This is a genomic window from Streptomyces sp. WZ.A104 (assembly GCF_002382885.1).
Taxonomy (GTDB): domain Bacteria; phylum Actinomycetota; class Actinomycetes; order Streptomycetales; family Streptomycetaceae; genus Streptomyces.
Genome location: NZ_NWVL01000004.1, coordinates 1 through 23220, shown reverse-complemented (window position 1 = coordinate 23220; position 23220 = coordinate 1). Strand labels below are relative to the sequence as shown.

The 23220-nt window shown below is 70.1% G+C and carries 10 protein-coding genes; 5 read left to right on the top strand and 5 right to left on the bottom strand.

What is annotated here, in order from left to right:
• Positions 1-2 precede the first annotated feature (2 nt).
• Genes CIB93_RS02955 through fabD form a run of 4 tightly spaced genes read left to right on the top strand, consistent with a single transcriptional unit; the run spans position 3 to position 15097 of the window.
• Positions 3-4427: a beta-ketoacyl synthase N-terminal-like domain-containing protein gene (locus tag CIB93_RS02955; protein WP_096623745.1), complete on the top strand. Its 4425-nt coding sequence runs from the start codon at positions 3-5 to the stop codon at positions 4425-4427.
• Positions 4420-12789 (top strand): type I polyketide synthase, encoded by an 8370-nt coding sequence (locus tag CIB93_RS02950; protein WP_096623743.1) that lies wholly within the window; start codon positions 4420-4422, stop codon positions 12787-12789. Before CIB93_RS02955 ends, CIB93_RS02950 begins: the two co-directional genes overlap by 8 nt.
• Positions 12786-13850, top strand: a complete 1065-nt coding sequence (locus CIB93_RS02945) for a ketoacyl-ACP synthase III family protein (RefSeq protein ID WP_096623741.1) — start codon at positions 12786-12788, stop codon at positions 13848-13850. The genes CIB93_RS02950 and CIB93_RS02945 overlap by 4 nt, the downstream gene beginning before the upstream one ends.
• Positions 13850-15097, top strand: a complete 1248-nt coding sequence (gene fabD / locus CIB93_RS02940; RefSeq protein ID WP_096623739.1) for an ACP S-malonyltransferase — start codon at positions 13850-13852, stop codon at positions 15095-15097. The genes CIB93_RS02945 and fabD overlap by 1 nt, the downstream gene beginning before the upstream one ends.
• Before the next feature lie 93 nt (positions 15098-15190).
• Here the strand turns inward: fabD and CIB93_RS02935 are convergent, their stop codons facing one another.
• The 5 genes from CIB93_RS02935 to CIB93_RS02915 are packed head-to-tail and all read right to left on the bottom strand — an operon-like array spanning position 15191 to position 18273.
• Positions 15191-15823, bottom strand: a complete 633-nt coding sequence (locus CIB93_RS02935; protein ID WP_096623737.1) for a DUF6875 domain-containing protein — start codon at positions 15821-15823, stop codon at positions 15191-15193.
• A complete protein-coding gene (locus tag CIB93_RS02930; protein ID WP_096623735.1) occupies positions 15820-16383 on the bottom strand; it encodes a hypothetical protein in 564 nt (187 codons plus the stop codon). Before CIB93_RS02930 ends, CIB93_RS02935 begins: the two co-directional genes overlap by 4 nt.
• Before the next feature lie 9 nt (positions 16384-16392).
• Positions 16393-16593: an MbtH family protein gene (locus CIB93_RS02925; protein WP_306454798.1), complete on the bottom strand. Its 201-nt coding sequence runs from the start codon at positions 16591-16593 to the stop codon at positions 16393-16395.
• Positions 16594-16636: 43 nt separating this feature from the next.
• Entirely contained in the window at positions 16637-16873 is a 237-nt protein-coding gene (locus CIB93_RS02920; RefSeq protein WP_096623731.1) for a hypothetical protein, read from the bottom strand.
• Positions 16870-18273, bottom strand: coding sequence for a class I adenylate-forming enzyme family protein (locus tag CIB93_RS02915; RefSeq protein ID WP_096623729.1), 1404 nt, complete (start codon positions 18271-18273; stop codon positions 16870-16872). Before CIB93_RS02915 ends, CIB93_RS02920 begins: the two co-directional genes overlap by 4 nt.
• Before the next feature lie 496 nt (positions 18274-18769).
• On the opposite strand from CIB93_RS02915, the gene CIB93_RS02910 reads away from it, so the two are divergent.
• A partial coding sequence (locus CIB93_RS02910; RefSeq protein WP_257001983.1) for an amino acid adenylation domain-containing protein occupies positions 18770-23220 on the top strand: 4451 nt, incomplete at its 3' end.

Genomic DNA, 23220 nt, shown 5'->3' with positions numbered 1-23220 from the left:
CCATGAAACAGCTGCTGCTCGACTTTCTCTGGTCCCATCTGCGCACGCTCGGCGCGTTCCGTGAATCCGGGCAGACACCGGAGGCCGCACGGGAGGCGGCTGGCCTCGCGCCGGGGTACGGCGCCTGGTTCGAGGAGAGCCTGCGCATCTTCGAGGGGGCCGGCTACATCGATCGGCGGGACGGCAGGATCCTGCTCGACGATGCCATGCGGTTTCGGCCGATCGAGCAGCTGTGGCGCGAGTGGGAGACGGGAAAGCCCGCGTGGCAGGAGAATCCCGACCTCGCGGCCACCCACCTACTGGTAGAGACCACCTTGCGCGCCTTCCCCGACATTCTCAGCGGACGGCGACCGGCCACCGAGGTCATCTTCCCCGGGGGATCGCTGGAGCTGGTGCAGAACGCCTACGCGACCAACCCGGCGTCAGCGTTCTTCAACCAGGTGCTGGCCGCCGACCTGGTGGCGCGGCTGCGACGGCGGGCACGGGCCCTGACGGCGGATGCCGCGCGGATTCTGGAGATCGGCGCCGGCACGGGTGCCACGAGCGCCGTCGTCCTGGAGGCGCTGCGGTCCGCGCAGCTGGACGTGCGCGAGTACTGCTACACCGACATATCAAGGGTCTTCCTGAACCATGCGGAGCGCTCGTTCGGTGCGCAAGCCCCTTGGCTGACCTGCGAAATCCTGGACATCGAGCGCCCGGTGGCGGATCAGGGCCTCACCCTCGGCGGGTACGACGTCGTGGTCGCCGCCAACGTCCTGCATGCCACCCGGGACATCCGCCACACCCTGCGCAACGCCAAGGCGCTTCTCCAGCCCGGCGGACTGCTGGTCCTGAACGAGCTGACCGCGAACAACCTGCTCAGCCAGTTCTCGTTCGGCCTCCTCGACGGATGGTGGCGCTACGAGGACCCGCACCTGCGTATCCAGGGCAGCCCGCTGCTCTCCACGGCCAACTGGCGGCACGTCCTGACGCAGGAGGGGTTCCGCGCGATCGCTCTGCCCGCGCAGGACGCCGAGGATCTGGGACAGCAGATCATCGTGGCCGAGAGCGACGGCGTCATACGGCAGGCGACCGCCGTACCGCGCCCGTCCGCGCCGCACGTGGCGCCGGTGCGCGAGAGTCCGGCGCGGGCCGTGGCCGATCACAGCGCCGGGAGCGAGCCCGGAGACCGGCTGCGCGCCCACATCGAGGCAGTCGCGCTGGATGTGCTGGCAGAGGCGCTGGACATCCCGCGGACGAGGATCGGGCGGGGCGAGCCCTTCTCGGACTACGGGCTCGATTCGATCTTCGCGGTGAACGTGGCCCGAACCCTCGGCGGGACGCTCGGCATCGACCTCGACATCACCGTGCTGTTCGAGCACAACACCCTGGCCGGGCTGGGCGAGTTCATCGTCTCCGAATACGCCGAGGACCTGCGGGACGTGCTTTTGCCGGAGCCCGCATCGCCGGACCGGGCGCCCGACCCCGTGCAGCCTCGACCTCGGCCTGAGAGCGACGAGTCCGCGCTCGACGGCATGGCGATCGTCGGCATGTCCGCACGCTTCCCCGGGGCCGACGACATCGACGAGTTCTGGCGGATCGTCGAGCAAGGCAGACGGTGCATCACCGCACCGCCGGAGAAGCGTGCGGACTGGGCGCACCACGGCGACGAGGCAGCCGCACTGCGGGGCGGATTCCTCGACGGGGTGCATGAATTCGATCCTCTCTTCTTCCGCATGTCGATGACCGAGGCGCGCCAGGTGACGCCGGAGCTGCGCCTGCTGTTGATGACGTCGTGGAACGCCGTCGAGGACGCGGGCTACCGGCCGGCCGAACTGCGGAGCCGGCCCACGGGCGTGTTCGTCGCCACGACGCAGAGCGAGTACCGGCCCGCGGCCATGGACCTGATGAGCCTGCCGTCGCCCGCGATGGTGCCCAACCGGATCTCGTACCTGCTCGACCTCAACGGCCCCAGCGAGCAGTGCGACACGACGTGCTCGTCCTCGTTCGTGGCTCTGCACCGGGCGATCCGGTCCATCCGCGACGGCGAGTGCGAGCAGGCGCTCGTCGGCGGGGTGAACCTGGTGATGTCGCCCGCGGGCTTCGGCGGGATGCAGGCCGCGGGGATGCTCAGCCCGCGCGGCGACGTCCGGCCGTTTCAGCAGGGCGCCGACGGTACGGCGCGCGGCGAGGGCGTCGCCGCCGTACTGATCAAACCACTGAGCCGGGCCATGGAGGACGGGGACTTCGTCCACTGCGTCGTGCGCGGCACCGGCGTGGCCCACGGCGGCAGGGGTGTGTCCTTGACGGCACCGAACATCAGGGGCATGAAGACAGCCGTCGCGCACGCCTACGCCGACGCCGCGATCGATCCGGGCGCCGTGGACTACATCGAGACCCACGGCATGAGCTCGATGCTGGCGGACAGCGCGGAGCTGGCGGCGCTCGGCGCCGGACTCCGCAGCGAGGACGACAGCGAAGACGTGACGTATCTGGGCAACGTGAAGCCCTGCATCGGGCACACGGAGGTGGTCTCCGGCCTGGCCGCGCTGGTGAAGACCGCGCAGGCGATGCGGCACGGCGTGATCCCGGCGCTCCCGGGCTTCGGGCGGCTGCACAGCGACCTCTCCCTCAAGGGGACGCGGCTGCGCATCGCCGCGCGGAACCTGCCATGGCCCGAGCGCACCGACGACGCCGGTCGGCCGCTACCGCGCCGCGCGAGCATGCACAGCTTCGGGATCGGCGGTGTGAACGCGCATGTGGTGCTGGAACAGCACACGGCCTCCGCGAACCTGGACGACGACCCGGGTGCGCAGGTCCTTGTGCTCTCGGCGCGGAGCGCCGACGCTCTGCGCGAGCGGGCGCGCCGGCTGATTCGTCGGCTGGCCGAAGCCGATCCGCGCTCCTGGGCGGACATCGCGTACACGTTGCAGGTCGGCCGGGAAGCGATGAGCTGCCGGCTGGCGTTCGTGGCGCGGAGCACTGACGAGGCCGCTCGCGTCCTGGGCGGTTGGCTGGACGGCGACCCGGACACGCTCGCCCACGTGGCGTTCGCCGATGGCGTCGACCCCGCCGCCGGCGCCGAGCACGACGGTGAACCGACGCAGCTCGACCACGTAGCAGGACACTGGGCCGCGGGCACGTCCATCGACTGGGACCTGATGCATCGCGGCGCTCGACGCAGGCGGATCGCACTGCCCGGGTACCCCTTCGCGCGTCTGACGTGTTTCGCCGAGCAGGCGCCGCGGTCGGATCAGGGCTCTCACACGGGCGTCGGCCCTCCGGACGGCGAAGCCTTCGTCGCCGACCTCGTCGCCTCGGTGCTGGGCCTGTCGCGCCACGAGATCGACGGCACGAGGTCGCTCGCCGACTACGGTCTCAACTCCCTGCTCCTGGTCGCGATGCTGGGCCGGATAAGCAATGTGTTTCCGGGTTTCCAGCCTGAATGGTGGCAGCCGCACGACACGTTGAACGACGTGGTCGCGAGGCTGTCCGAGGCGGCGGCCCGCTCCACGCGCGGGCAGGCACCGGAGCTGGTGCGCCTCAACGGCGCGACCGAGGGCAGGCCGGTCTTCTGGATTCACGGCGCCCTCGCCGGCGTCGAGTCCTACCGCACGATCGCCGAGCGGATCGACCGCCCCTTCTACGGCATCCAGGCCCGTGGCCTGCTGACCGAGGACGCGCCGATCGAGGGCGTCACGGCCATGGCCGAGTACTACACCGAGGCCATCCGCTCGGTGCAGCCCGAGGGCCCCTACGACATCGGCGGATTCTGCCTCGGCGGCATCGTGGCCTATGAGGTGACCCGGCGGCTGCAGGCGCAGGGCCAGGACGTGGCCTCGCTGACGATGGTGGACTCGCCGGACGAGACCGGCCTGGCGAAGTCGAACGCGAACGGGTTCCAGTCGGCGCGGAGCGCGGCTCTGCAGGTCGTCAATTCCTTGCTCTGGCCGACGGGGGAGAAGGACCCGGCGGTCCTGCGTGCCCGTCTCGTCCACCGGGACGAGGTCGCGGAGGACCTGGACGAGGACGCGTTCGTACTGCGGCTCGCGGAGTTGGCGGCCGAGCGCGGGCTCGCCATGAGACCTGCCCAGATCGCGCGGTTCGTCAGGCGCAACATGGCGATCCAGCTCGCCTACCGGCTCGGCGAGCACACCATCAGGCCTCTGCCGCGGCCGGAAGCCGTGGTGTGCACCTACTTCCGTAACCGGCGCGGGCTCTTCCTGGGCGAGGTCGCACCCTACTTCCAGGTCGCCGGCGAGACCTTCTCCCTCGACCACGTGAACTACCAGCAGGACTGGGGGCGCGAGATGCCGGGCCTTCGCCTGGTGGAGATCGACGCCGCGAACCACATGACGATCCTGAACGACGCGGGGCCGCTCGCCGCGATCGAGGAGACATGCCTGGCGCTCTACGCGTCCGACGAGATCGGGGCTTTCCGTGGCTGACCAGACCGCCGCCCGGACGTACGACCGCCACGAGCCGGTGGCGATCGTCGGCATCGGTTGCCGACTGCCGTCACTGATCGAGGATCCGACCGCACTCTGGCAGGCTCTGCTCAAGGGTGTCGACGCGGTGCGTCAGGTGCCTGCCAACCGGTGGAACGCCACCGCATGGGCCGACGCGGAGGCGTCCGGCTGGGCGGCGAACCGCCGGGGTGGATTCCTCGACGACGTCACGGGATTCGACGCGGAGTACTTCGGCATCCCACCGGCCGAGGCACGGCAGATGGACCCGCAGCAGCGGATCGCCCTGGAGGTGGCGTGCGCCGCCGTCGAGGACGCGCGGCGCTCCACCGCGAGCCTCGCGGGCACGCGCACCGGCGTCTTCATGGGCACGATGTGGCAGGAGTACCCGCTGTTCACACAGGGCGCCACCGAGGCGATCCACGCCCACTCGGCCATCGGCTGGGACAACTCGGTGATCCCGTCCCGCATCGCCTACGCGCTGGGGCTGCGCGGCCCCGCGATGGGCGTGGCGACCGCGTCCAGCTCCTCCCTGGTCGCGGTGCACCTCGCCGTGCAGAGCCTGCGCTCCGGCGAGTCGGACTTCGCCCTCGCCGGTGGCGTCAACCTGATGCTGCATCCGAACACCTCGGTGGCCATGACGAAACTCGGCACACAGAGCCCCGACGGCCTGTGCCGGGCCTTCGACGCCGACGGCGACGGCTACGCCCGGGGCGAGGGCTGCGCGGTGGTCGTGCTGCGCCGACTGTCCGACGCGCTCGCCGACGGCGACCGCGTCTATGCGCTGGTGCACGGCAGCGCCGTCAACAACGACGGCGCGACAGACGGACTGACCGCCCCCAGCCGCGAGGCGCAGACGGAGGTGCTGCGGTCGGCGTGGGAGAACGCCGGGGTCGCGCCGTGTGCGGTGTCGTACGTCGAGGCGCACGGCACGGGCACGCCCCTGGGCGACGTGACGGAGGCGGGCGCGCTCGGCACCGTGTTCGGGCCCGACCGGCCCACGCCGCTGCGCGTCGGCTCGGCGAAGACGAACTTCGGCCATCTTGAGCCGGCGGCCGGCGTGCTCGGGCTCGTCAAGGCCGCGCTGGCGGTCCACCACGGCGTCATTCCGCCGAGCCTGCACTTCCGCACACCGAATCCGCGCATCGACTTCTCCGCCGAACGTCTGGAAGTGGTCACCGAGGCGGCTGCGTGGCCGACCGGGCCGCGGTTCGCGGGGGTGAGCAGCTTCGGATACGGCGGCACCAACGCGCACATCGCCCTCGGCGAGGCGCCCGAGGGCACGCCGGTACAGGCCTCACCGGATGCGGGCGGTCCGGTCTGCCTGGCGGTGTCCGGCACGAGCCCGCACTCGCTCGCGCGTAACGCCGCGCGGCTGGCGAGCCACCTCGGGCAGTCGCCCGGGACGAGGCTGTCCGACGTCGCCTACTCGCTGGCGACGACCCGCACGCAACACCCCACGCGCGGCGTGGTGATCGCCGGCACGACGGACCAGGCGGTGGCCGGTCTGCGGGCGCTCGCCGCGGAGGAGAGCCACGACGCGGTAGTGACGGGCGCGGCTGCCGGTCGCGGCCGCGTCGCGTTCGTCTTCCCCGGCCAGGGCGCCCAGTGGTGGGGGATGGGCCGGTCGCTGTGGGAGCAGAGCGAGGCGTTCCGCGAGGCCGTGACGGCCTGCGACGAGGCCCTCGCCCCGCACACCGGGTTCTCGGTCGCCGCAGTCGTGCGCGGGCAGGACGGACTCGCGCCGCCCTTCACGCGGACGGACGTGGTGCAGCCGGCGCTGTTCGCGATGTATGTCGGTCTCGCCGCGATGTGGCGCGCCTGGGGCGTCGAGCCCGCGGCGGTCGTCGGCCACAGTCAGGGTGAGGTGGCCGCGGCGGTCGTCAGCGGGGCGTTGAGCCTGGCGGACGGCGCTCGCATCGTGGCGTTGCGCGCCCGGGCCGTGCACGATCATGCGCCGGACGGGGCGATGGGGCTCGTGGAGCGCCCGGTGGGTGAAGTCATCGAGGAGCTGGCGGTCTTCGGCGAGGCGCTGTCCGTCGCGGTGGTGAACACCGCGCGATCGACCGTCGTGGCCGGAGACGCCGAGGCGGTGGACCGCTTCCTCGCGCGGATGGAGGCCACCGGCGCGTACTGCCAGCGCGTGGACGTGGACTACGCATCGCACAGCCCGCACATGGATTCGCTGCTGCCCGCGCTGCGCGAGCAGCTCACGGGCCTTGCCACCGCGGATGCGGGGATCGCCTTCTATTCGAGCGTGACGGGGGAGCGGGCAGCCGGTCCGGAGCTCGACGCGGACTACTGGTGCCGCAACCTGCGCGAGCCGGTGCGCTTCGATCGCGCGCTGGAGCGCCTGCGAGCGGACGGGTTCGGGATCTTCGTCGAGGTGAGTCCGCATCCGGTGCTCCAGATAGCCCTGGCACAGGGAACCGAAGCCGACGGGGCGGCCGTCGTGGTGGGGAGCTTGCGCCGCGATCACGGCGGGATCGAACAGGCGCTGCGGGCGCTGGCAGAGCTGCACGTCCAAGGGGTCCCGATCCCATGGGAGCGTGTGTTCACGACCTCGGACACACGCAGGGCGGACCTTCCGACGTACGCGTATCAGCGCCGCAGCTACTGGCTGGACGAACACGACGACGCGATCCCGGTCGTCAGCAGTGCTTCGTGGCGCGAGGATGTGATGGCACTGCCCGAACCCGAGCGTCTGGGATCAATGGTCGCACTCGTCACGGAGGAGGCCGCGGCCCTGCTCGGCCGGCCCGCCGAAGGCGTGCGCCCCGACATGACGCTGCGCGAACAGGGGTTCGACTCCCTCATGGTGGTCGAGCTGCGAAACCGGCTCAGCGCACGCACACGGGTCTCGCTGCCCACAGTGCTCGCCTTCGATTACCCCACACCGCAAGCAATCGCGGCACTGCTGCTGACGCACGCCGGTGCGCGGGACGAGGCCCCGGAAGTCCCGCCCGCCGTCGCCGCGGTGCCCACGCGGCCCGACGATGACGACCCCGTCGTGATCGTGTCCATGGCCTGCCGGCTTCCGGACGCAATCGATACGCCCGAAGCGTTCTGGGAACTGCTCGTCGACGGCCGCGAAGCCTCCTCCCCGTTCCCACAGCGCTGGGACGGGTGGGATCTCGGCACGATCGAGGAGGCGGAGCGCGCCGCCACCGGCAGGCGCTTCGAGCGCAAGGGCGGCTTCGTACGCGACGTCGAGGACTTCGACGCGGCGTTCTTCGGGCTCAGCCCGCGTGAGGCGCTGTCCCTGGACCCGCAGCAGCGGCTCGTTCTGGAAGTCGTATGGGAGGCACTTGAGCGCGCCAATCTGCGCACCGCGTCCCTCGAAGGCAGCAACACAGGCGTCTACCTCGGCGCGATGAGTTCGGACTACGACGTCGCCCGGCGCTGGGACGTCGGGAGCAGCGACGGCTACAAGATCACCGGCAACGGGTCGAGCCTGATCTCCGGCCGTGTGGCCTACACCCTGGGCCTGTCCGGTCCTGCGCTCACCATCGACACCGCGTGCAGCTCGTCGCTCGTGGCCTTGCGCCTGGCGTGCGAGGCGCTGCGCAGCGGCGAATGCGACCTGGCGTTCGCCGGCGGAGTGACCGTGATGAGCACCCCGCAGATCTTCGTCGAGTTCAGCCGCCTCAATGGGCTCGCGGCCGACGGCCGCTGCAAGAGCTTCGCCGAGGACGCCGACGGGACGAGCTGGGCGGAAGGCTGCGGCGTCCTGGTGCTCAAGCGGCTTTCGGACGCGAGGCGCGACGGTGACCGTGTGCTGGCCCTCGTGCGGGGCACCGCCATGAACCAGGACGGCCGCAGCCAGGGGCTCACCGCGCCGAACGGACTCGCGCAGCAGCGCGTGCTGCGCAGTGCCTTGGCCGACGGGGGACTGGCCCCGGCAGACATCGACGCCGTCGAAGCGCACGCCACGGGCACCGTGCTCGGCGATCCCATCGAGGCCGGAGCCCTCGCCGCGGTGTTCTCGGGCCGGGTGCGACCCTTGCACCTGGGATCGGCCAAGTCCAACATCGGCCACGCTCAGGCGGCCTCCGGCGTCATCGGCGTCATCAAGATGGTGATGGCGCTTCAGCACGAGTGGCTGCCGCGCACGCTCCACGCGGAAAGGCCGAACACCCGGATCGACTGGACCGGCGGCGAACTGGAGCTCCTGCGGCAGCCGAGGCGGTGGCCGCGGACACGGCGGGTGCGTCGCGCCGGCATCAGCTCATTCGGTATCAGTGGGACGAACACGCACGTCATCATCGAAGAAGCACCGGAGACCGTGGCCGAGGACCGGCCTGGCGACGATCTCGTCCGCCCGTTGGTGATCTCAGGCACCGACGTGGCCGCCCTGCGTGCGCAGGCCCGGCACTGGGCCGAGTGGCTCGACGCGCGGCCCGCCGCGTCGATGCGAGACATCGCCTACACCTCCGCCGTCGGCCGGACGCACTTCGACGCGCGCGCCGTGGTCTTCGCGGGCAACGCCATGGACGCCGCCGAAGCCCTGCGGGCGGTCGAGCCCGGCTCCGGCACGGCGCCCGGGGAGATCGCCTTCGTATTCGGTGGCCAGGACGCGCAGCCGCCAGCGATGAACAGTCAACTGCTGGAGCAGAGCGCGGTCTTCCGTGACACCGTGGCGGAGTGCGACGCGGTCCTCTCGCCGTTGACCGGCTGGTCCGTGCTGAAGGTGTTGCGCGGTGAGGAGGTCCGGAACAGTCCGGATGTGGTGCCGTGCACGCTGTTCGCGACACATCTCGGACGTGCGGCGCTGTGGCGCAGCTGGGGTGTGGAGCCGGCGGCGGCGGTGGGCGACGCACAGGGCGAGGTCGCCGCCGCCGTGGTGAGCGGGGCGTTGAGCTTGGAGGACGGCGCCCGCGTCATCGCCCTTCGGGCTCGCGCGCGCTCGGGGGACGCGGTCGGCGGTGCGATTTCAGGGATTGTCCCCGCCCGTACTTCCATCCCCTTCCGTTCGCGCCTGACGGGCGAGGTCGTGCCGGGCACGGAACTCGGCGGCGACTACTGGTTCCGCGACCTGCCGGAGCCGGAGCCCACGGGGCTCGACCGCGCGCTGGAGCGGCTGCGCGGCGAGGGCTTCGGAGCGTTCGTCGAGGTCGGCCCACCCTCCGAAGGTGCCTCGGGCGGCGTGGACCAGCTCTGGAGAGCGGCCGCCACGTTGTTCGAGCAGGGCTTCCCTCTGGACTGGGAGCGAGTCCTCGGGTCCCGTGGCGCCGGCAAGGTCGACGTTCCGACGTACGCGTTCCAACGTCAACGCTTCTGGCTCGGCGAGCTTCCGGCCGGGCCCGGTGCGGTGACGGCGAGTCAGTCTGCGGACGGCCACCCGTGGTTCGACGCGATCACGACTCTCGCCGGCAGCGGCGGTCACCTGTTCACCGGCCGGCTGTCGCTCGACGATGGCCCGTGGCTGGCCGATCACGTCGTCGGCGGGCAGGTCTACGTGCCGGGTGCGGGCTTGGCCGACGCCGCGCTGTCCGCCGCCCGGGCCGCGGGTGCCGACGCCGTGGCAGACCTGACGCTGCTGGAGCCGGTCGTCCTGCTTCCCGGCCGCGCGCTGCGGATCCAGGCCACCGTCGGCGATCCGGACGCGCACGGACGACGCCCCTTCGCGTTCCACAGCCAACCCGAGGACACGGATGCCCCGCTGATCTGGCAGCAGCACGTGACCGGAGAGTGCGTGACCCGCGAGTGCGGCGGCTCCACGATGCCGCCGGACCTCGACCACTGGCCGGTGCCCGATGCCCGGGCGCTCGACATCGAAGCCTTCTACGGACGCGCCCTCGCGAACGGGCTCGACTACGGCCCGGCCTTCCGAGGACTGCGCGAACTCGCCTGCCGCGACGGCGTCTACTACGCGCGGGTATCCCTCCCGGACGCGCTGGATCCGGCCGACCACGGCCTGCATCCGTCGCTGTTCGACGCGGCACTGCAGGTCGTCGTCGCCGGTCTGATGGAGGCGGGTGCGGCTCCTGGGCCGCTCGTCCCGTTCATCTGGTCGGACGTCGAGCTGTTCCGTGCCGCGGGCAGAGAGCTGACCGTGCGCGTGTCGTTCGAATCCGGCGGAGACGAGGACCTCGCGCCGGCCACCGTATGGCTGGCCGACCCGGCAGGCCACCTGGTGGCCCGGATCGGCAGACTGAAGTTCCAGCGCGGCAGGCGTCGCGGGCACCCGTTCGCAGAGCACCTCTACCGCGTCGGCTTCGAACGCCTACACCCCGTGGCCGAGATCCCCGACCCTGCGGGCACCCTCGTGGTCGGCGACGCAGAGGTGGGCGCGGGGCTCGGCGCCGACGCCGTACCCGACCTGGACGCCCTCGTGAAGCGGCTCGATGACCGCGCGGACACGCCTCGGCGACTGCTGTTCACGCTGCCCGACTGCGCGTCCGCTCAGTGGCACGATCCGGAACGGAGCGCCGCCGAAGCCCTGCGGACGCTTCAGGTGTGCCTCGGCGATGCCCGGCTCCAGGGCGCGGAGCTCGTCTGGATCACCCGTGACGCAGTGTCATCGAGCCCGGACGATCAGGTAGGAAACTGGGCCCATGCCGCAGTGTGGGGCATGGTGCGCACGGCCCGCACGGAACAACCTGAGCGCGTCCTGCGCCTGATCGACCTCGATCCCGGTGCCCCGGACTTCCGGCTCCTGGCCCGCGTGATCGGGACCGGCGGCGAGCCGGAGTGCGTGCTGCGCGGCGAGAGCGCCCACGTGCCACGGGCAAGGCCGACGGTCGAGGAGGTCGACGCGCTCGTCCTGCCGGACGAAGGCGGCTGGCACCTGAATCAGCGGGAGGACGATCAGCTGGACGTCATCGCCGCCACGCACGACGAGGGGCCGCCGGAGCCGGTCGCGCCGTGGGAAGTCCGCGTCGAGGTGCGCGCCGCCGGGATGAGCCCGGGGCACGCAAAGGTCCTGGAGTTCGCGGGGATCGCCATGGAGGTCGGCAGCGGCGTCACCTCCGTACACGCGGGTGACCGGGTCATGGGCAGTGCGGCAGGCGCGCTCGGCCATCGGATCCGCGTGGACGGTGCCGCCCTCAGGCCGATGCCCGCGAACCTCACCTTCGCACAGGCGGCCGCTGATCCGTCCGCCCCCGATTCGGGGCAGGGCAAGGGGGCGTTCACTGCCTTCGACGTACGCGACGCGCCGTATGCCCTGCGCCACGCGCGGCAGAACGCCGTGCACAGGACCGTGCTGGCCTTGCCGCGCGCCCTCGACCCGGACGGCACGGTGCTGATCACCGGCGGTCTCGGCGAGCTCGGCAGTGCGCTCGCCGCACACCTGGTCCGCGCGCACGGAGCGCGGCGGCTCGTGCTGCTGTCGCGGCGCGGTGGCAACGTCCCCGAAGCCGGCTCGTTCGTGCGGGAGCTCGAAGCCGCGGGCGCCGAGCGAGTGGACCTGGTCGCGGGTGACGTCGCGGACCGGACCGCGGTGGCCGCGGTACTGGAAGGGATCCACCCGAGCCATCCCCTCACGGCCGTGTTCCACCTCGCCGGCGTGCTCGACGACGGACTGGTGGACGGCTTCACCGCGGAGCGGCTGCACCGGGTGATGGCACCCAAGGTCCAGGGCGCGCGCCTGCTGGACGAGTTGACCGAGCGGCTGGACCTGGCGGCGTTCGTACTCTTCTCCTCGGCGGCCGGAACGCTGGGCACCGCAGGACAGGGCGGGTACGCCGCGGCGAACGCGACGCTGGACGCACTGGCGGCCAACCGGCGCAAGCGGGGTCTGGCGGGACTCAGCCTCGCTTTCGGGCTCTGGGAGCAGGCCGGAGTGGGCATGACCGCCCACCTCGGCAAGGCCGAGCTGGGACGCCTGCGGCGTCAGGGGATCGGCGCCCTGACCTTGGCCGAGGGGCTGAACGCCCTGGATATCGCACTCGCGCGGCCCGAGTCCCAGCTGATGCCCGTGCGCCTGGAACTGGCATCGTTGCGACACGCGCTCGGCGACGCGGAAGCGCCTCCCTTGCTGCGCGACATGCTGCGGCGCACAACTGAAGGGCGCCGAGCCGGAGTTTCCGGGACCGCGGAGTCGCTCGATACGCGGATGGCGGACGCCTCCGAAGCCGAACGTCCGGCTCTGCTGCTGGACCTCGTCCGCGGCGAAGTCGCCGACGTGCTCGGCCTGCCCGGACCCGACAGCGTGCCGGCCGACAGAGCACTGCGTTCCCTCGGGATCGACTCGCTCACCATGGTCCAGTTGCGCAAGCGCCTCGCCAAGCGGCTGAACACCACACTGCCCGCCACACTGGTGTTCGACTATCCGACCGCCGAGGCCATCGCCGGGCTCCTGCTCCGCGACGCCACCACCCTGAGAGGGAACGAGAAGTGAAGACAGAGGCCCTGTTCATCGCGGGTACCGCAACCTACCTGCCCCCGGCGACCAAGGTCGAACAGGCGGTCGCCGACGGCCGGTTCGACGCACAGGACGCCGAGGACACGCAGCTCCAGTCGGTCTGCGAGGCCACGGACGAAGCTCCGCCCGAGATGGCGGTGGCCGCTGCCAGGGACGCCCTGGAAAGGTCGGGTCACCGGGCCGAGGACATCGCGCTGCTGTTGCACGCCTGCGTGTACTTCCAAGGCCTTGAGCTCTACCCGACGGCTTCCTACATCCACCGCGAAGTACTCGGGGACCATTCGGCGCTCGCCTTCGAGGTCAAGAACGCTTCCAACGGCTGCATGACCGCGTTGGACATCGCGGCGCGCTCCCTTCAGGCCACCGACGACGTGGCGGCGCTGGTGACCACCGCCGACAAGGTCGGTCCGCCGGCGATCGACCGCTGGAACAGCGACATCGGCATCGTCCCCGGCGACGGCGCGTCGGCGATGGTGCTCAGCAAGAGGTCCGGGTTCGCACAGGTGCTGAGCACCTCCACGGTGTCGGATCCCACCCTTGAGCGCCTGCATCGCGGGGACGCGCCCTTTACGCCTCACCACGACCCCACGCTCCCCATCGACCTGCGTCTGCGCAAACTGCAGTACCTGGGCGACGTGGAGCTCGACGAGTTCACCCGCCGGTTCCGGGCAGGCCTCAGCGACTGCGTCAGTCGAGCCCTGCACGACGCGGACGTACGTCTGGGTGATGTCGCCCGGTTCGTCGTTCCGCACTTCGGACGCATCGTGCTGCAGCGCGAGGTCCTCGCCGCACTCGATATCGACCTCGATCTCACGACCTGGTCCTGGGGCCGCACGGTCGGCCACCTCGGCGCGGGCGACCAGATCGCCGGACTCGACCACCTCGTGCAGGAGCGTGCCGTAGACGTCGGCGACCTCTGCATGCTGCTCGGCGTCGGCGCCGGCTTCACCTGGACGTGCGCCGTGGTCCGGATCATCGAGCTTCCCGCGTGGCCGACGCAGCCGACCGGATTCCACCTCGGGGGCGGGCGGATCTGATGCGCGCTCACGTGTTCCCGGGACAGGGCATCCAGAAGAAGGGGATGGGACGAAGCCTGTTCGGAAGGTTCCCCGACCTCCGCTGCCGCGCCGACCGGGTGCTCGGATACTCGATCGAAGAGCTCTGTCTGGAAAACCCGGAACGACGGCTGTCCGAGACCGCGTACGCGCAGCCCGCGATCTACGTCGTCAACGCGCTGCACTGGTCAGCGGCGCAGGAGGACCTGCCACCCGCGGACTTCTTCGCGGGCCACAGCCTCGGCGAGTACAGCGCACTGTTCGCGGCCGGTGCCTTCGACTTCGAAACCGGCCTGACGCTGGTGCAACGCCGTGCGGAACTGATGAGCCAGGTCAGCGGCGGTGCGATGGCCGCAGTCGTCGGTGTCTGCGAACAGATCGTCGAGCAGACCCTGAAGCAGCACGATGCCACCGGCGTCGTCATCGCCAACTACAACGCGCCCGAGCAGTTCGTGCTCTCCGGCAGCCACGAGGAACTGGCGCGGATCAAGTCGGCCTTCGAGGAGGTGGAGGGTGTGCGAGGCTTCGTCCCGGTCCGAGTCAGCGGACCTTTCCACTCGCCGGCGATGGCCCCGGCCGCCGCGCGCTTCCGCGACCTGCTGGCCTCGGTCGACCTGGGCGAACTGCGGACACCGGTCATCTCCAACGTGACCGGCCGGCCGTTCGGTCCCGATGCGCAGGAAGTCCGCGAATTGCTCGCCGAGCAGATCGCCAACCCCGTCCGATGGACCGACTGCATCCGGTATCTGAGGGACGCCGGCGTGTCGGTTTTCACGGAACTGGGCGAATCGAAAGTGCTCACCTCGCTCATCGACCGGATCACCACCGTGCAAGAGCCCGCGTCCGACCCACGCCGAGACCTGGTCGAGCGCATCAAGCGCGAGGTCCTCCGGCCGGAGATCGGCGACGAGGCGCTGGGATTCGACGAGGACGCGTCGTTCCGGCAGCTCGGCCTGAACTCCATCATCTACGTGCGCCTGGCCCGCCGGGTCGGGACGGTCCTCGGCGTTCCGATCAAGCCGGACGTCATCTTCCAGCACCGTTCCTGCGCCGCCCTGGCGGACTACCTCCTGACCCGCGACGACATCGCCCGAGCCGCAGCGCCCGAGGACCCACCCGCGCCTCTGCGGGAATACCAGGACGAACGGGTGACGGCCCTGCTGCGCGACTGCGCGGACGGGACCCTCAGCGTCGACCGGACCATCGAGGCGATCCGCGCCCTCGTGTGACGAGCGCCGAACGCGCCACCACTTCGTCCGGCGTTCGCTTCGACATCGGCATCGACATGGGCAGGTCGTTTTCCGGTCGGTAGCAGAAGATCGTTATGACGCCTTGCCGTAAGCCTGCTCGCTCTCCCGGTAGCGCTCCACCAGAAGCGGATCCATCAGGGTGGAATCCGGTCCGTAGAACTTGCCGAACTTCTCCCGGTACTTCTGGAACCAGTGCGGCCGTTCGGACAGGAAGAAGACGTCGTGGAGGGCGATGGCGCGGATCGCGAGGACCGGCACCGGTGCCCGGCTCACCACGAAGCGGGGGTTGCGCGCCGCCGTCACATCGCAGTTCTCGTGGAACTGGCCGATCATGAGTCCCTGCGCCACGAAGTCGTCCTTCACGTGCGCCTGGGCCAGGTCGAGCAGTCCGGTGTCCTCGCTACGGAGGTCGGGGAGGACGATCACCATGGCCTGGAGCATGGGATTGCGGCCCTGCCAGGTCGTCAGCTCGTACTCTCGCAGACTGCTGCGTGCGATCTCCTCGACCAGTTCGAGGCTCGGCGCGTGCCCGACCAGCCGTAGACGAACCTCCAACGTCCGGTTCCTGCGGGAAGGTGACACGAACGGACAGATCGGTCCCGTGCGGCCGATCTCCGGATGGCTCGCCGATATGTACTCCGTCAGCCACGAGTCGACCGACTCCAGCGCGGACTCGAAGTCGACGACGGATGCCTTGGGCGTCATGACGTACCCGTCAGGTCGACGACGCGATCGATGGCGATACGGGCGAGCCGATGGATCTCGGACGCCTCCGGAATGCGGGTGTTGATGAAGCTGAGGATGCCGTCCGTCGGCACGATCACCCACGCGGTCTCGATACGGAAGTGGTCGACGGTGGACAGCCAGCGCACCAGGAAGCCGCCGTCCCCCAGCTCGATCGGCTCCACAGCCACCTTCGTGATGTCGAGCTGCACGCCGTCGTTCAGCCCCATCCGGTAGTGCGAGCAGTCGCGGACCGCGTCGAGGAGTTCCTGGTACACCTGTCGGCAGGCCCCGTCGCCGAACTGCGCGACGTGATGGAAGACCACCGAGCCCACGATGTTCGTGAACAGTGCGGAGGCGTGATGTGTCGTCTCGGGGTGCGTGCCATGCGTGAGCATGTTCGTCAGGTCGACGATGGTCCGCCCCGAGGCGTCGCCGGAGACGAAGACGGGATCGTAAGCGGCGCTCGGCTCCTCGCCGTAGAACGACTCCTCCAGATCCTCTTCGCCCAGCAGCAGTTGTGAGAATGCGGCGTCGTCCATCACGTTCTCCTATCGGCGTACGAGGCTCAGCGGGCGCATGTCGGTCCAGTGCTCCTCGACGTAGGCGAGGCAGGTCGGGCGGTCGGTCTCGGCGAGCACGACCGTCCAGCCCGCGGGCACCTCGGCGAACGCAGGCCACAGCGAGTGCTGGCCCTCGTCGTTGACGAGAACGTGGAAGGTGCCGTCGGGGCTCTCGAAGGGGTTGCTCATCATTGCTCCCTGCGTAAACGGTCGAGGCGGGGGGACGGGTTCGTCATTTCTCTTCCAGAAGCGTCATCACGTACTTGTGGATGCCGTTGATGGACGTGAACAGCGCCATGTCCTCGAACTGCGGGTCGATGACGACACCGTGCCGATCCTCCAGTCCGTGCTGGAGGACGACCAGCGTGAACGAGTCGATGGCCAGCTCGGCATCGTCCGGTAGTTCCTCGGGCGGTCCAAGTCCCGCGCTCTCGGACAGAATCGTTCTGATGTCGTTTTTCGAGATCACCGGTCCCCCTGTGTCTGTGATGGCAATTCCGACTCGACGTGCTCGTGCATCAGCGCACGGTCGCGGACCAGCTTTCCCATGGAGTTCCTCGGCAGCCGCTTCGCGACGAAGAACCGCTTGGGATTCTTTGCCGGGCTCAGCCGCTCACGGCACCAGGCGACGAGTTCGTCCGAGGCGAGTTCCTGGTCGGTCCCCACGAACGCCTCGATGACCTCCCCATGGGTCACCACCGTCTCGGTCACCCGAGGGTGATCCAGCAGGACGGTCTCCACCTCCGCGAGGTCGACCTTGAGCCCGCCCACGACGGCCAGGGAGTCGGCCCGGCCGAGCATGGTGAGAACCCCGGTCGCCGGGTCCTGGCGTACCCGGTCGTAGGTCCGCAGCCAACCGTCCGCGAAACGGTCGGTGTGCCCGCCGTACAGATACGGCGACCGCTTCATCCGGACGAAGAGTTCCTCGTCGACCACCTTCACCTCGGCCCCCGGTACCGGGGGCCCCAGCTGAGGAGGCACGGACGCACCGGACAGGTCGCCCGCGATCAGCCCGAACTCGGTCACACCGTAGACCGGACTGATCGGCAGGCCGAAGTGTGTGCGGAACCGGTCATGGGTTTCCTGCGGCACCCGTTCACCGCCGGACACCGCGAGCCGCAGCGCGGGAAGCTCCGGCCGGCTATCGACCCGGGACAGCAGGTCGTAGTGAACGGGGGTTCCGTAGACGGCGGACGTCTCGGTTCGCGCCATCATGCGTACCACTTCGGCCGGGCGGAGCGTCGGTGGGACGATCAGGGTCGCCCCGGCCGCTAGAGCATGCAGCACACCGCTGACCAGGCCCATGTTGTGCATGACCGAGTTCAGCAGCATCACCCGCTCCCCCTTGCCGGGGATTCCGGGCACTGCACTGTGCCGGTCGATCTCGGCCAGTACGGAGTCGGCCGGTCGGCCGATCACCTTGGGCCGGCCCGTCGAGCCCGAGCTGAACTGCACCAGGCGGACGCCGTCGACGGCCGGCCGGCCGTTCGGCAGTCGTTGGACGGAGAAGCCTGACTCCTGCCGGAATCCGGCCACCGGACCGCCGGCCCCGGTCGCGGCGACGAGGTACTGCGGACGCACCAGGTCGCTCAGCGGCTCGTATTCGGCCGGCTTCAGCCGGAAGTCGACCAGAACCACCTGTGCGCCACGGCTCCACAGGGCCAACAGCACGTGCAGATAGGTGAAACTCGGTTTCATCCGCAGAAGAACCGAGCTGCCTTCGGTAATGCCCTGCTCCCGAAAGCGTTCACCGAGATCAGTGACCGACGTGCGTAACTGCCCCCGAGTTACCGGGGCGCTGGAGACGGCCCACAGCTCGTCATCCGCGCCCGAGCTCAGCAGATGGCTTCCCCACCATGTGTTTGCCATGCACGCTTCCTTTTGTAAAAGGAGGTCAGCGAAACGTTCGATCCGGCATTTAGCGAGGGTGAAACTAGCACCACCGTGAAACGTCGGGCAAGCACTCCATGATCAGTGAGGGCCCGCCCGTATAAAGAGTCCGGCTAAAGAGTCCAGGGGCTTTGGTCCGCTTCGGCCGGTGGCCGGGCGCCGCCGACTGTCGTGGCCGTGCGCGCTCCCACCGCTCGCCGGTCGATCTCCTGTCCCGCCGGCGGGACATGTGCGTGGCATATCCCGAATGGATTCCTTGACCCTTCGAGGATCCCGGGTTAGGTTGCCCATTGATTGTTTCCCGGGCCGTTGTGCCCGATTCCCATGCGCACGGCGAAACCTGTCGCCCAGATGGTCCGGCGGACGCCGTTCTCCTGTTACCCGGTCGGATTTACGAAGAGTTCTCCGGGCCGTTACGAGCTTTTCATTCCTGTCTCTCCGGCCGTCCGTGCGGGGAATTTTCGGAGGTGGAGACTTGTCCGTCAGCGTCGGCACCAAGCTGCCCCTCGCGGCTGCGCAACGCGAGATATGGATCGCCGAGCAGCGGCTCGGGGAAGCGAATCGAGTTTTCCGGGTGGGTGAATTTCTGGAGATCCATGGGCAGGTGGACCCGGCCCTGTTCGAGCAGGCGCTGCTGCTGGTCGTCGCTGAGGCGGAGGCCCTGCATGTCGGTTTCGTCGAGGAACGCGGCGAGGTCCGTCAGGTCGTCCGCGAGCTCGGCGACTGGTCACCCTCTCTGGTCGATCTCCGTGCGGAGCCGGACCCCGAACGGGCCGCCCGCCACTGGCTGGACGCCGCGGTCGCCCGGCCGATGGACCTGGCCGAGGACCGGCTGTTCGAGTACGCGCTCCTGCGCCTGGACGCCGACCGCTTCTACTGGTATCAGGGCTACCACCACGCCGTGATGGACGCCTTCGGATCGCTGCTCATCACCCGCCGGGTCGCGGACGTCTACACCGCGCTCGTCGAGGGCCGCCCGGTGGCACCGAGCCCGTTCGGCTCCCTGCCCGAGATGCTCGCCGCCGAACAGGCGTACCGCGGATCGGAACGGTTCACCGAAGACCGGGTGTACTGGACGGAACGGTTCGCCGACCGCCCCGAGCCGACAGGGATCGTCGACCGCCCGTCCACCACCCCCGACCGCTACCTTCGGCACACCGCGGGCCTGGACCCCGACGGGCTGACGGAGCTGCGCGAGGCGGCCCGCCGGGCACGGGTCCCCTGGTCGTACCTGGTCATCGCCGCCACAGCCGTCTATCTGCATCGGATGACCGGCGCGCCGACCGTGGTGCTCGGCCTGCCGGTGACGGCACGCCTGAGCCAGGTCCAGCGCCGCACGCCCGGCACGGCCGCCAATATCCTGCCGCTCAGACTCTCGCTCCGGCCCGGCATGACGCTGCGCGAACTCCTCGACCAGGTGGGCGAGCGGGTACGCGAACTGGGCAGCCACCAGTGCTACCGCGCCGAGGACCTCCAGCGCGACCTCGATCTGCCCGGCCACGCGGGGACCTGGTACGCGCCGGTGATCAACATCATGTCCTTCGACTACGCGGTGACCTTCGCCGGTCTGCCGACCACCGCGCACAACCTCTCCTCGGGCCTGGTGGGCGACTTCACGCTCGCGGTGTGGGACCGACGCGACGGCACCGGACTGACCCTCGACCTCAACGCCCACCCCGAAATCCTCGCGGATCACGAACTGGCCGCGCATCAGGAGCGCCTGCTCGCCCTCCTGCGCGCCGTCACGGCGGCGGAGCCTTCCCTGCCGATCGGCCGGATCGACCTGCTCACCGAGGAGGAACGGGCCGCCGTCCTGGCCGTACCCGACGATGTCCCTCCGAAGACGGAGGCGACGCTGACGGGGCTGTTCGAGGCGCAGGTCCGCAGGACTCCCGACGCGGCGGCTGTGACCTGCGGCGATCTGGCCTTGACGTACCGGGACCTGAATGAGCGGGCGAACCGGCTGGCCCACCGGCTGGTGGCCCGGGGCATGGGTCCCGAACAGGTCGTCGCGCTGGCCCTGCCCCGCTCCGCCGACCTGGTCGTGGCGATCCTGGCGACACTGAAAGCGGGCGCGGCCTATCTTCCCCTGGACCCCGAATACCCGCCGGCCCGTCTGGCCCACATGGTCACCGACGCCCGCCCGGGCCTTCTCCTCACGACCACGGCGGCACAGGCCAACATTCCGGCGGTGCAAGGCACTTCGGTCATCCTCCTGGACGCCCAGGACGCCCAGGACGCCACCACCGACGTCACGCGCAACCCCGCCCCCGCCCTCGCACCCGATCACCCCGCCTACGTCATCTACACCTCGGGCTCCACCGGACAACCCAAAGGCGTCCTCAACACCCACCGGAACGTGGTGCGGCTGTTCGTGAACACCCGCAAGTGGTTCGACTTCGGCCCGGACGACGTCTGGACGCTCTTCCACAGCTACGCCTTCGACTTCTCCGTCTGGGAGCTGTGGGGAGCGCTGCTGCACGGCGGACGGCTGGTCGTGGTGCCCTACGAGGTCAGCCGGACACCGCGTGCCTTCCTGGACCTGCTGGCCGAAGAAGGCGTCACCGTCCTCAACCAAACCCCTTCGGCCTTCTACCAGCTGGCGCAGGCCGACGCGGACGCCCGGGCAGAGGCCTCCCGGCCGCCTCACAGGCTCGGCCTGCGGACTGTGGTGTTCGGCGGCGAGGCGCTGCAACCGTCCCGCCTGGCCGACTGGTACGAGCGGCATCCCGATGACGCGCCGCTCCTGGTCAACATGTACGGCATCACCGAGACCACGGTGCATGTGACGTACCAGCCGCTGGACCGTGACCGGGCCACCGCCGACGCGAACGGCGTGATCGGTACAAGCATCCCGGATCTGCGTGCCTATGTGCTCGACGGCGGACTCCAGCTGGTGCCGCCCGGCGTGGTGGGGGAGTTGTACGTCTCGGGGGGCGGCGTGGCTCGCGGCTATCTGGGCCGACCGGGTCTGACCTCCGAGCGTTTCGTGGCCGACCCCTACGCTCCCGAGCCCGGCGCGCGGATGTACCGTACCGGTGACCTGGTGCGCCGGAACCCGGACGGGGAGCTGGAGTTCGTCGGCCGTGCCGACCACCAGGTCAAGATCCGCGGGTTCCGTATCGAGCCGGGCGAGATCGAGGCCGTGCTGACCGACCACCCGGGCGTCGCCGAGGCGACGGTGGTGGTGGTCCGCCAGGAACAGTCCGGTGACGACCGCCTCGTCGCCTACGTGGTCGCGAGGGACGTACCCGGGGCCGAGGACCTGCGGGTGTTCGCGCGGGACAGGTTGCCCGAGTACATGGTTCCGGCCGCCGTCGTCCTGCTGGACCGCATGCCGCTGACGGCCAACGGCAAGCTGGACCGTGCGGCGCTCCCGGAGCCGGACTTCTCGGTGTCGGCCGCGGGGCGGGAGGCGCGTACGCCGCAGGAACAGATCGTGTGCGATCTGTTCGCGCAGGTCCTCGGGCTGCCGCGGGTCGGGGTCGACGACCACTTCTTCGAGCTGGGCGGCCACTCCTTGCTGGCCACGCGTCTGATCGCGCTGATCCGGGCCGCCTTCGGGGTCGAGCTCGAACTGCGCCTGCTGTTCGAGGGCCCGACCCCGGCCGCGGTGGCCACCCGCCTCGACACCGCCGGACCCGGGCGCCTCGCGCTCACGCGGCGCCGCCGACCGCCGGTCGTCCCCCTCTCCTCGGCCCAGCGGCGGCTCTGGTTCCTGACCCGGATGGAGGGGCCGAGCGCCACCTACAACATCCCGCTCGTCATACGGCTGACCGGCGAGCTGGACCACGGCGCGCTGCGAGCCGCCCTCGGTGACGTGGTGGCCCGTCACGAGAGTCTGCGGACGGTGTTCCCGGAGACCGAGGGCGTGCCCTGCCAGCAGGTGCTGGCCCCTGAGGAGGCCGTGCCGCGCCTGAACCTCACCCCGACGACCGTCACCGAACTCCCCGCCGCGCTGGAGGCGGGAGCCCGGTACGCCTTCGACCTCACGGCCGAACCTCCGCTGCGGGCCGAGCTGTTCACACTGTCGGCACGGGAGCACGCGCTTCTGGTCGTGGTACACCACATCGCCGGTGACGGCTGGTCGATGGGTCCGCTGTCACGGGAGCTGACGCAGGCGTACGCGGCACGTACGCAGGGCCGGGCGCCGGAATGGCCCGAGCTTCCGGTGCAGTACGCCGACTACACCTTGTGGCAGAACGAACTCCTCGGAGACCAGAACGACCCCGACAGCCTCTTCGCCACTCAGATCAGCTACTGGACGCGTGCCCTCGCCGATCTGCCCGACCAGCTCACCCTGCCCACGGACCGCCCGCGCCCGGCCGTCATGACCTACCGGGGCGACTACCTCACCGTCGACATCGACCCCGGACTCCACCAACGCCTCGCCGACCTCTCACGGTCGAACGGCGCCAGCCTCTTCATGGTCCTCCAGGCAGGACTCGCCGCTCTCCTCACCCGCCTCGGGGCAGGGGAGGACATTCCCCTCGGCAGTCCCATCGCGGGCCGCACCGACCAGAACCTCGACCACCTCGTGGGCTTCTTCGTCAACACCCTCGTCCTGCGCACCGAGACCGCGGGCAACCCCACCTTCACCGAGCTCATCAGCCGTGTCCGCGAGACCTCCCTGGCCGCCTACGCCCATCAGGACGTCCCCTTCGAGTACCTCGTGGAGCACCTCAACCCCACCCGTACCCTGGCCCACCACCCCCTCTTCCAGGTCATGCTCGCCCTCCAGAACGCCCCCGAGAGCGAGTTCGAACTCCCCGGACTGCAAGCGGGCGTCGAGCTGGGCAGGACGGGTACGGCGAAGTTCGATCTGTTCTTCAGCTTGGCGGAGCGGCGTGGTGGTCAGGGTGAGCCGCTGGGGATCACCGGTGCCGTCGAGTACTCCAGTGACCTGTATGACGCGTCCACGGTCCA

What these genes read in the sequence shown, in the direction of transcription:
- CIB93_RS02915 (WP_096623729.1), bottom strand. Translation starts at nt 18,273, where the DNA reads ATGGCAAACACATGGTGGGGAAGCCATCTGCTGAGCTCGGGCGCGGAT.
- CIB93_RS02930 (WP_096623735.1), bottom strand. Translation starts at nt 16,383, where the DNA reads ATGGACGACGCCGCATTCTCACAACTGCTGCTGGGCGAAGAGGATCTG.
- CIB93_RS02925 (WP_306454798.1), bottom strand. Translation starts at nt 16,593, where the DNA reads ATGAGCAACCCCTTCGAGAGCCCCGACGGCACCTTCCACGTTCTCGTC.
- CIB93_RS02935 (WP_096623737.1), bottom strand. Translation starts at nt 15,823, where the DNA reads ATGACGCCCAAGGCATCCGTCGTCGACTTCGAGTCCGCGCTGGAGTCG.
- fabD (WP_096623739.1), top strand. Translation starts at nt 13,850, where the DNA reads ATGCGCGCTCACGTGTTCCCGGGACAGGGCATCCAGAAGAAGGGGATG.
- CIB93_RS02955 (WP_096623745.1), top strand. Translation starts at nt 3, where the DNA reads ATGAAACAGCTGCTGCTCGACTTTCTCTGGTCCCATCTGCGCACGCTC.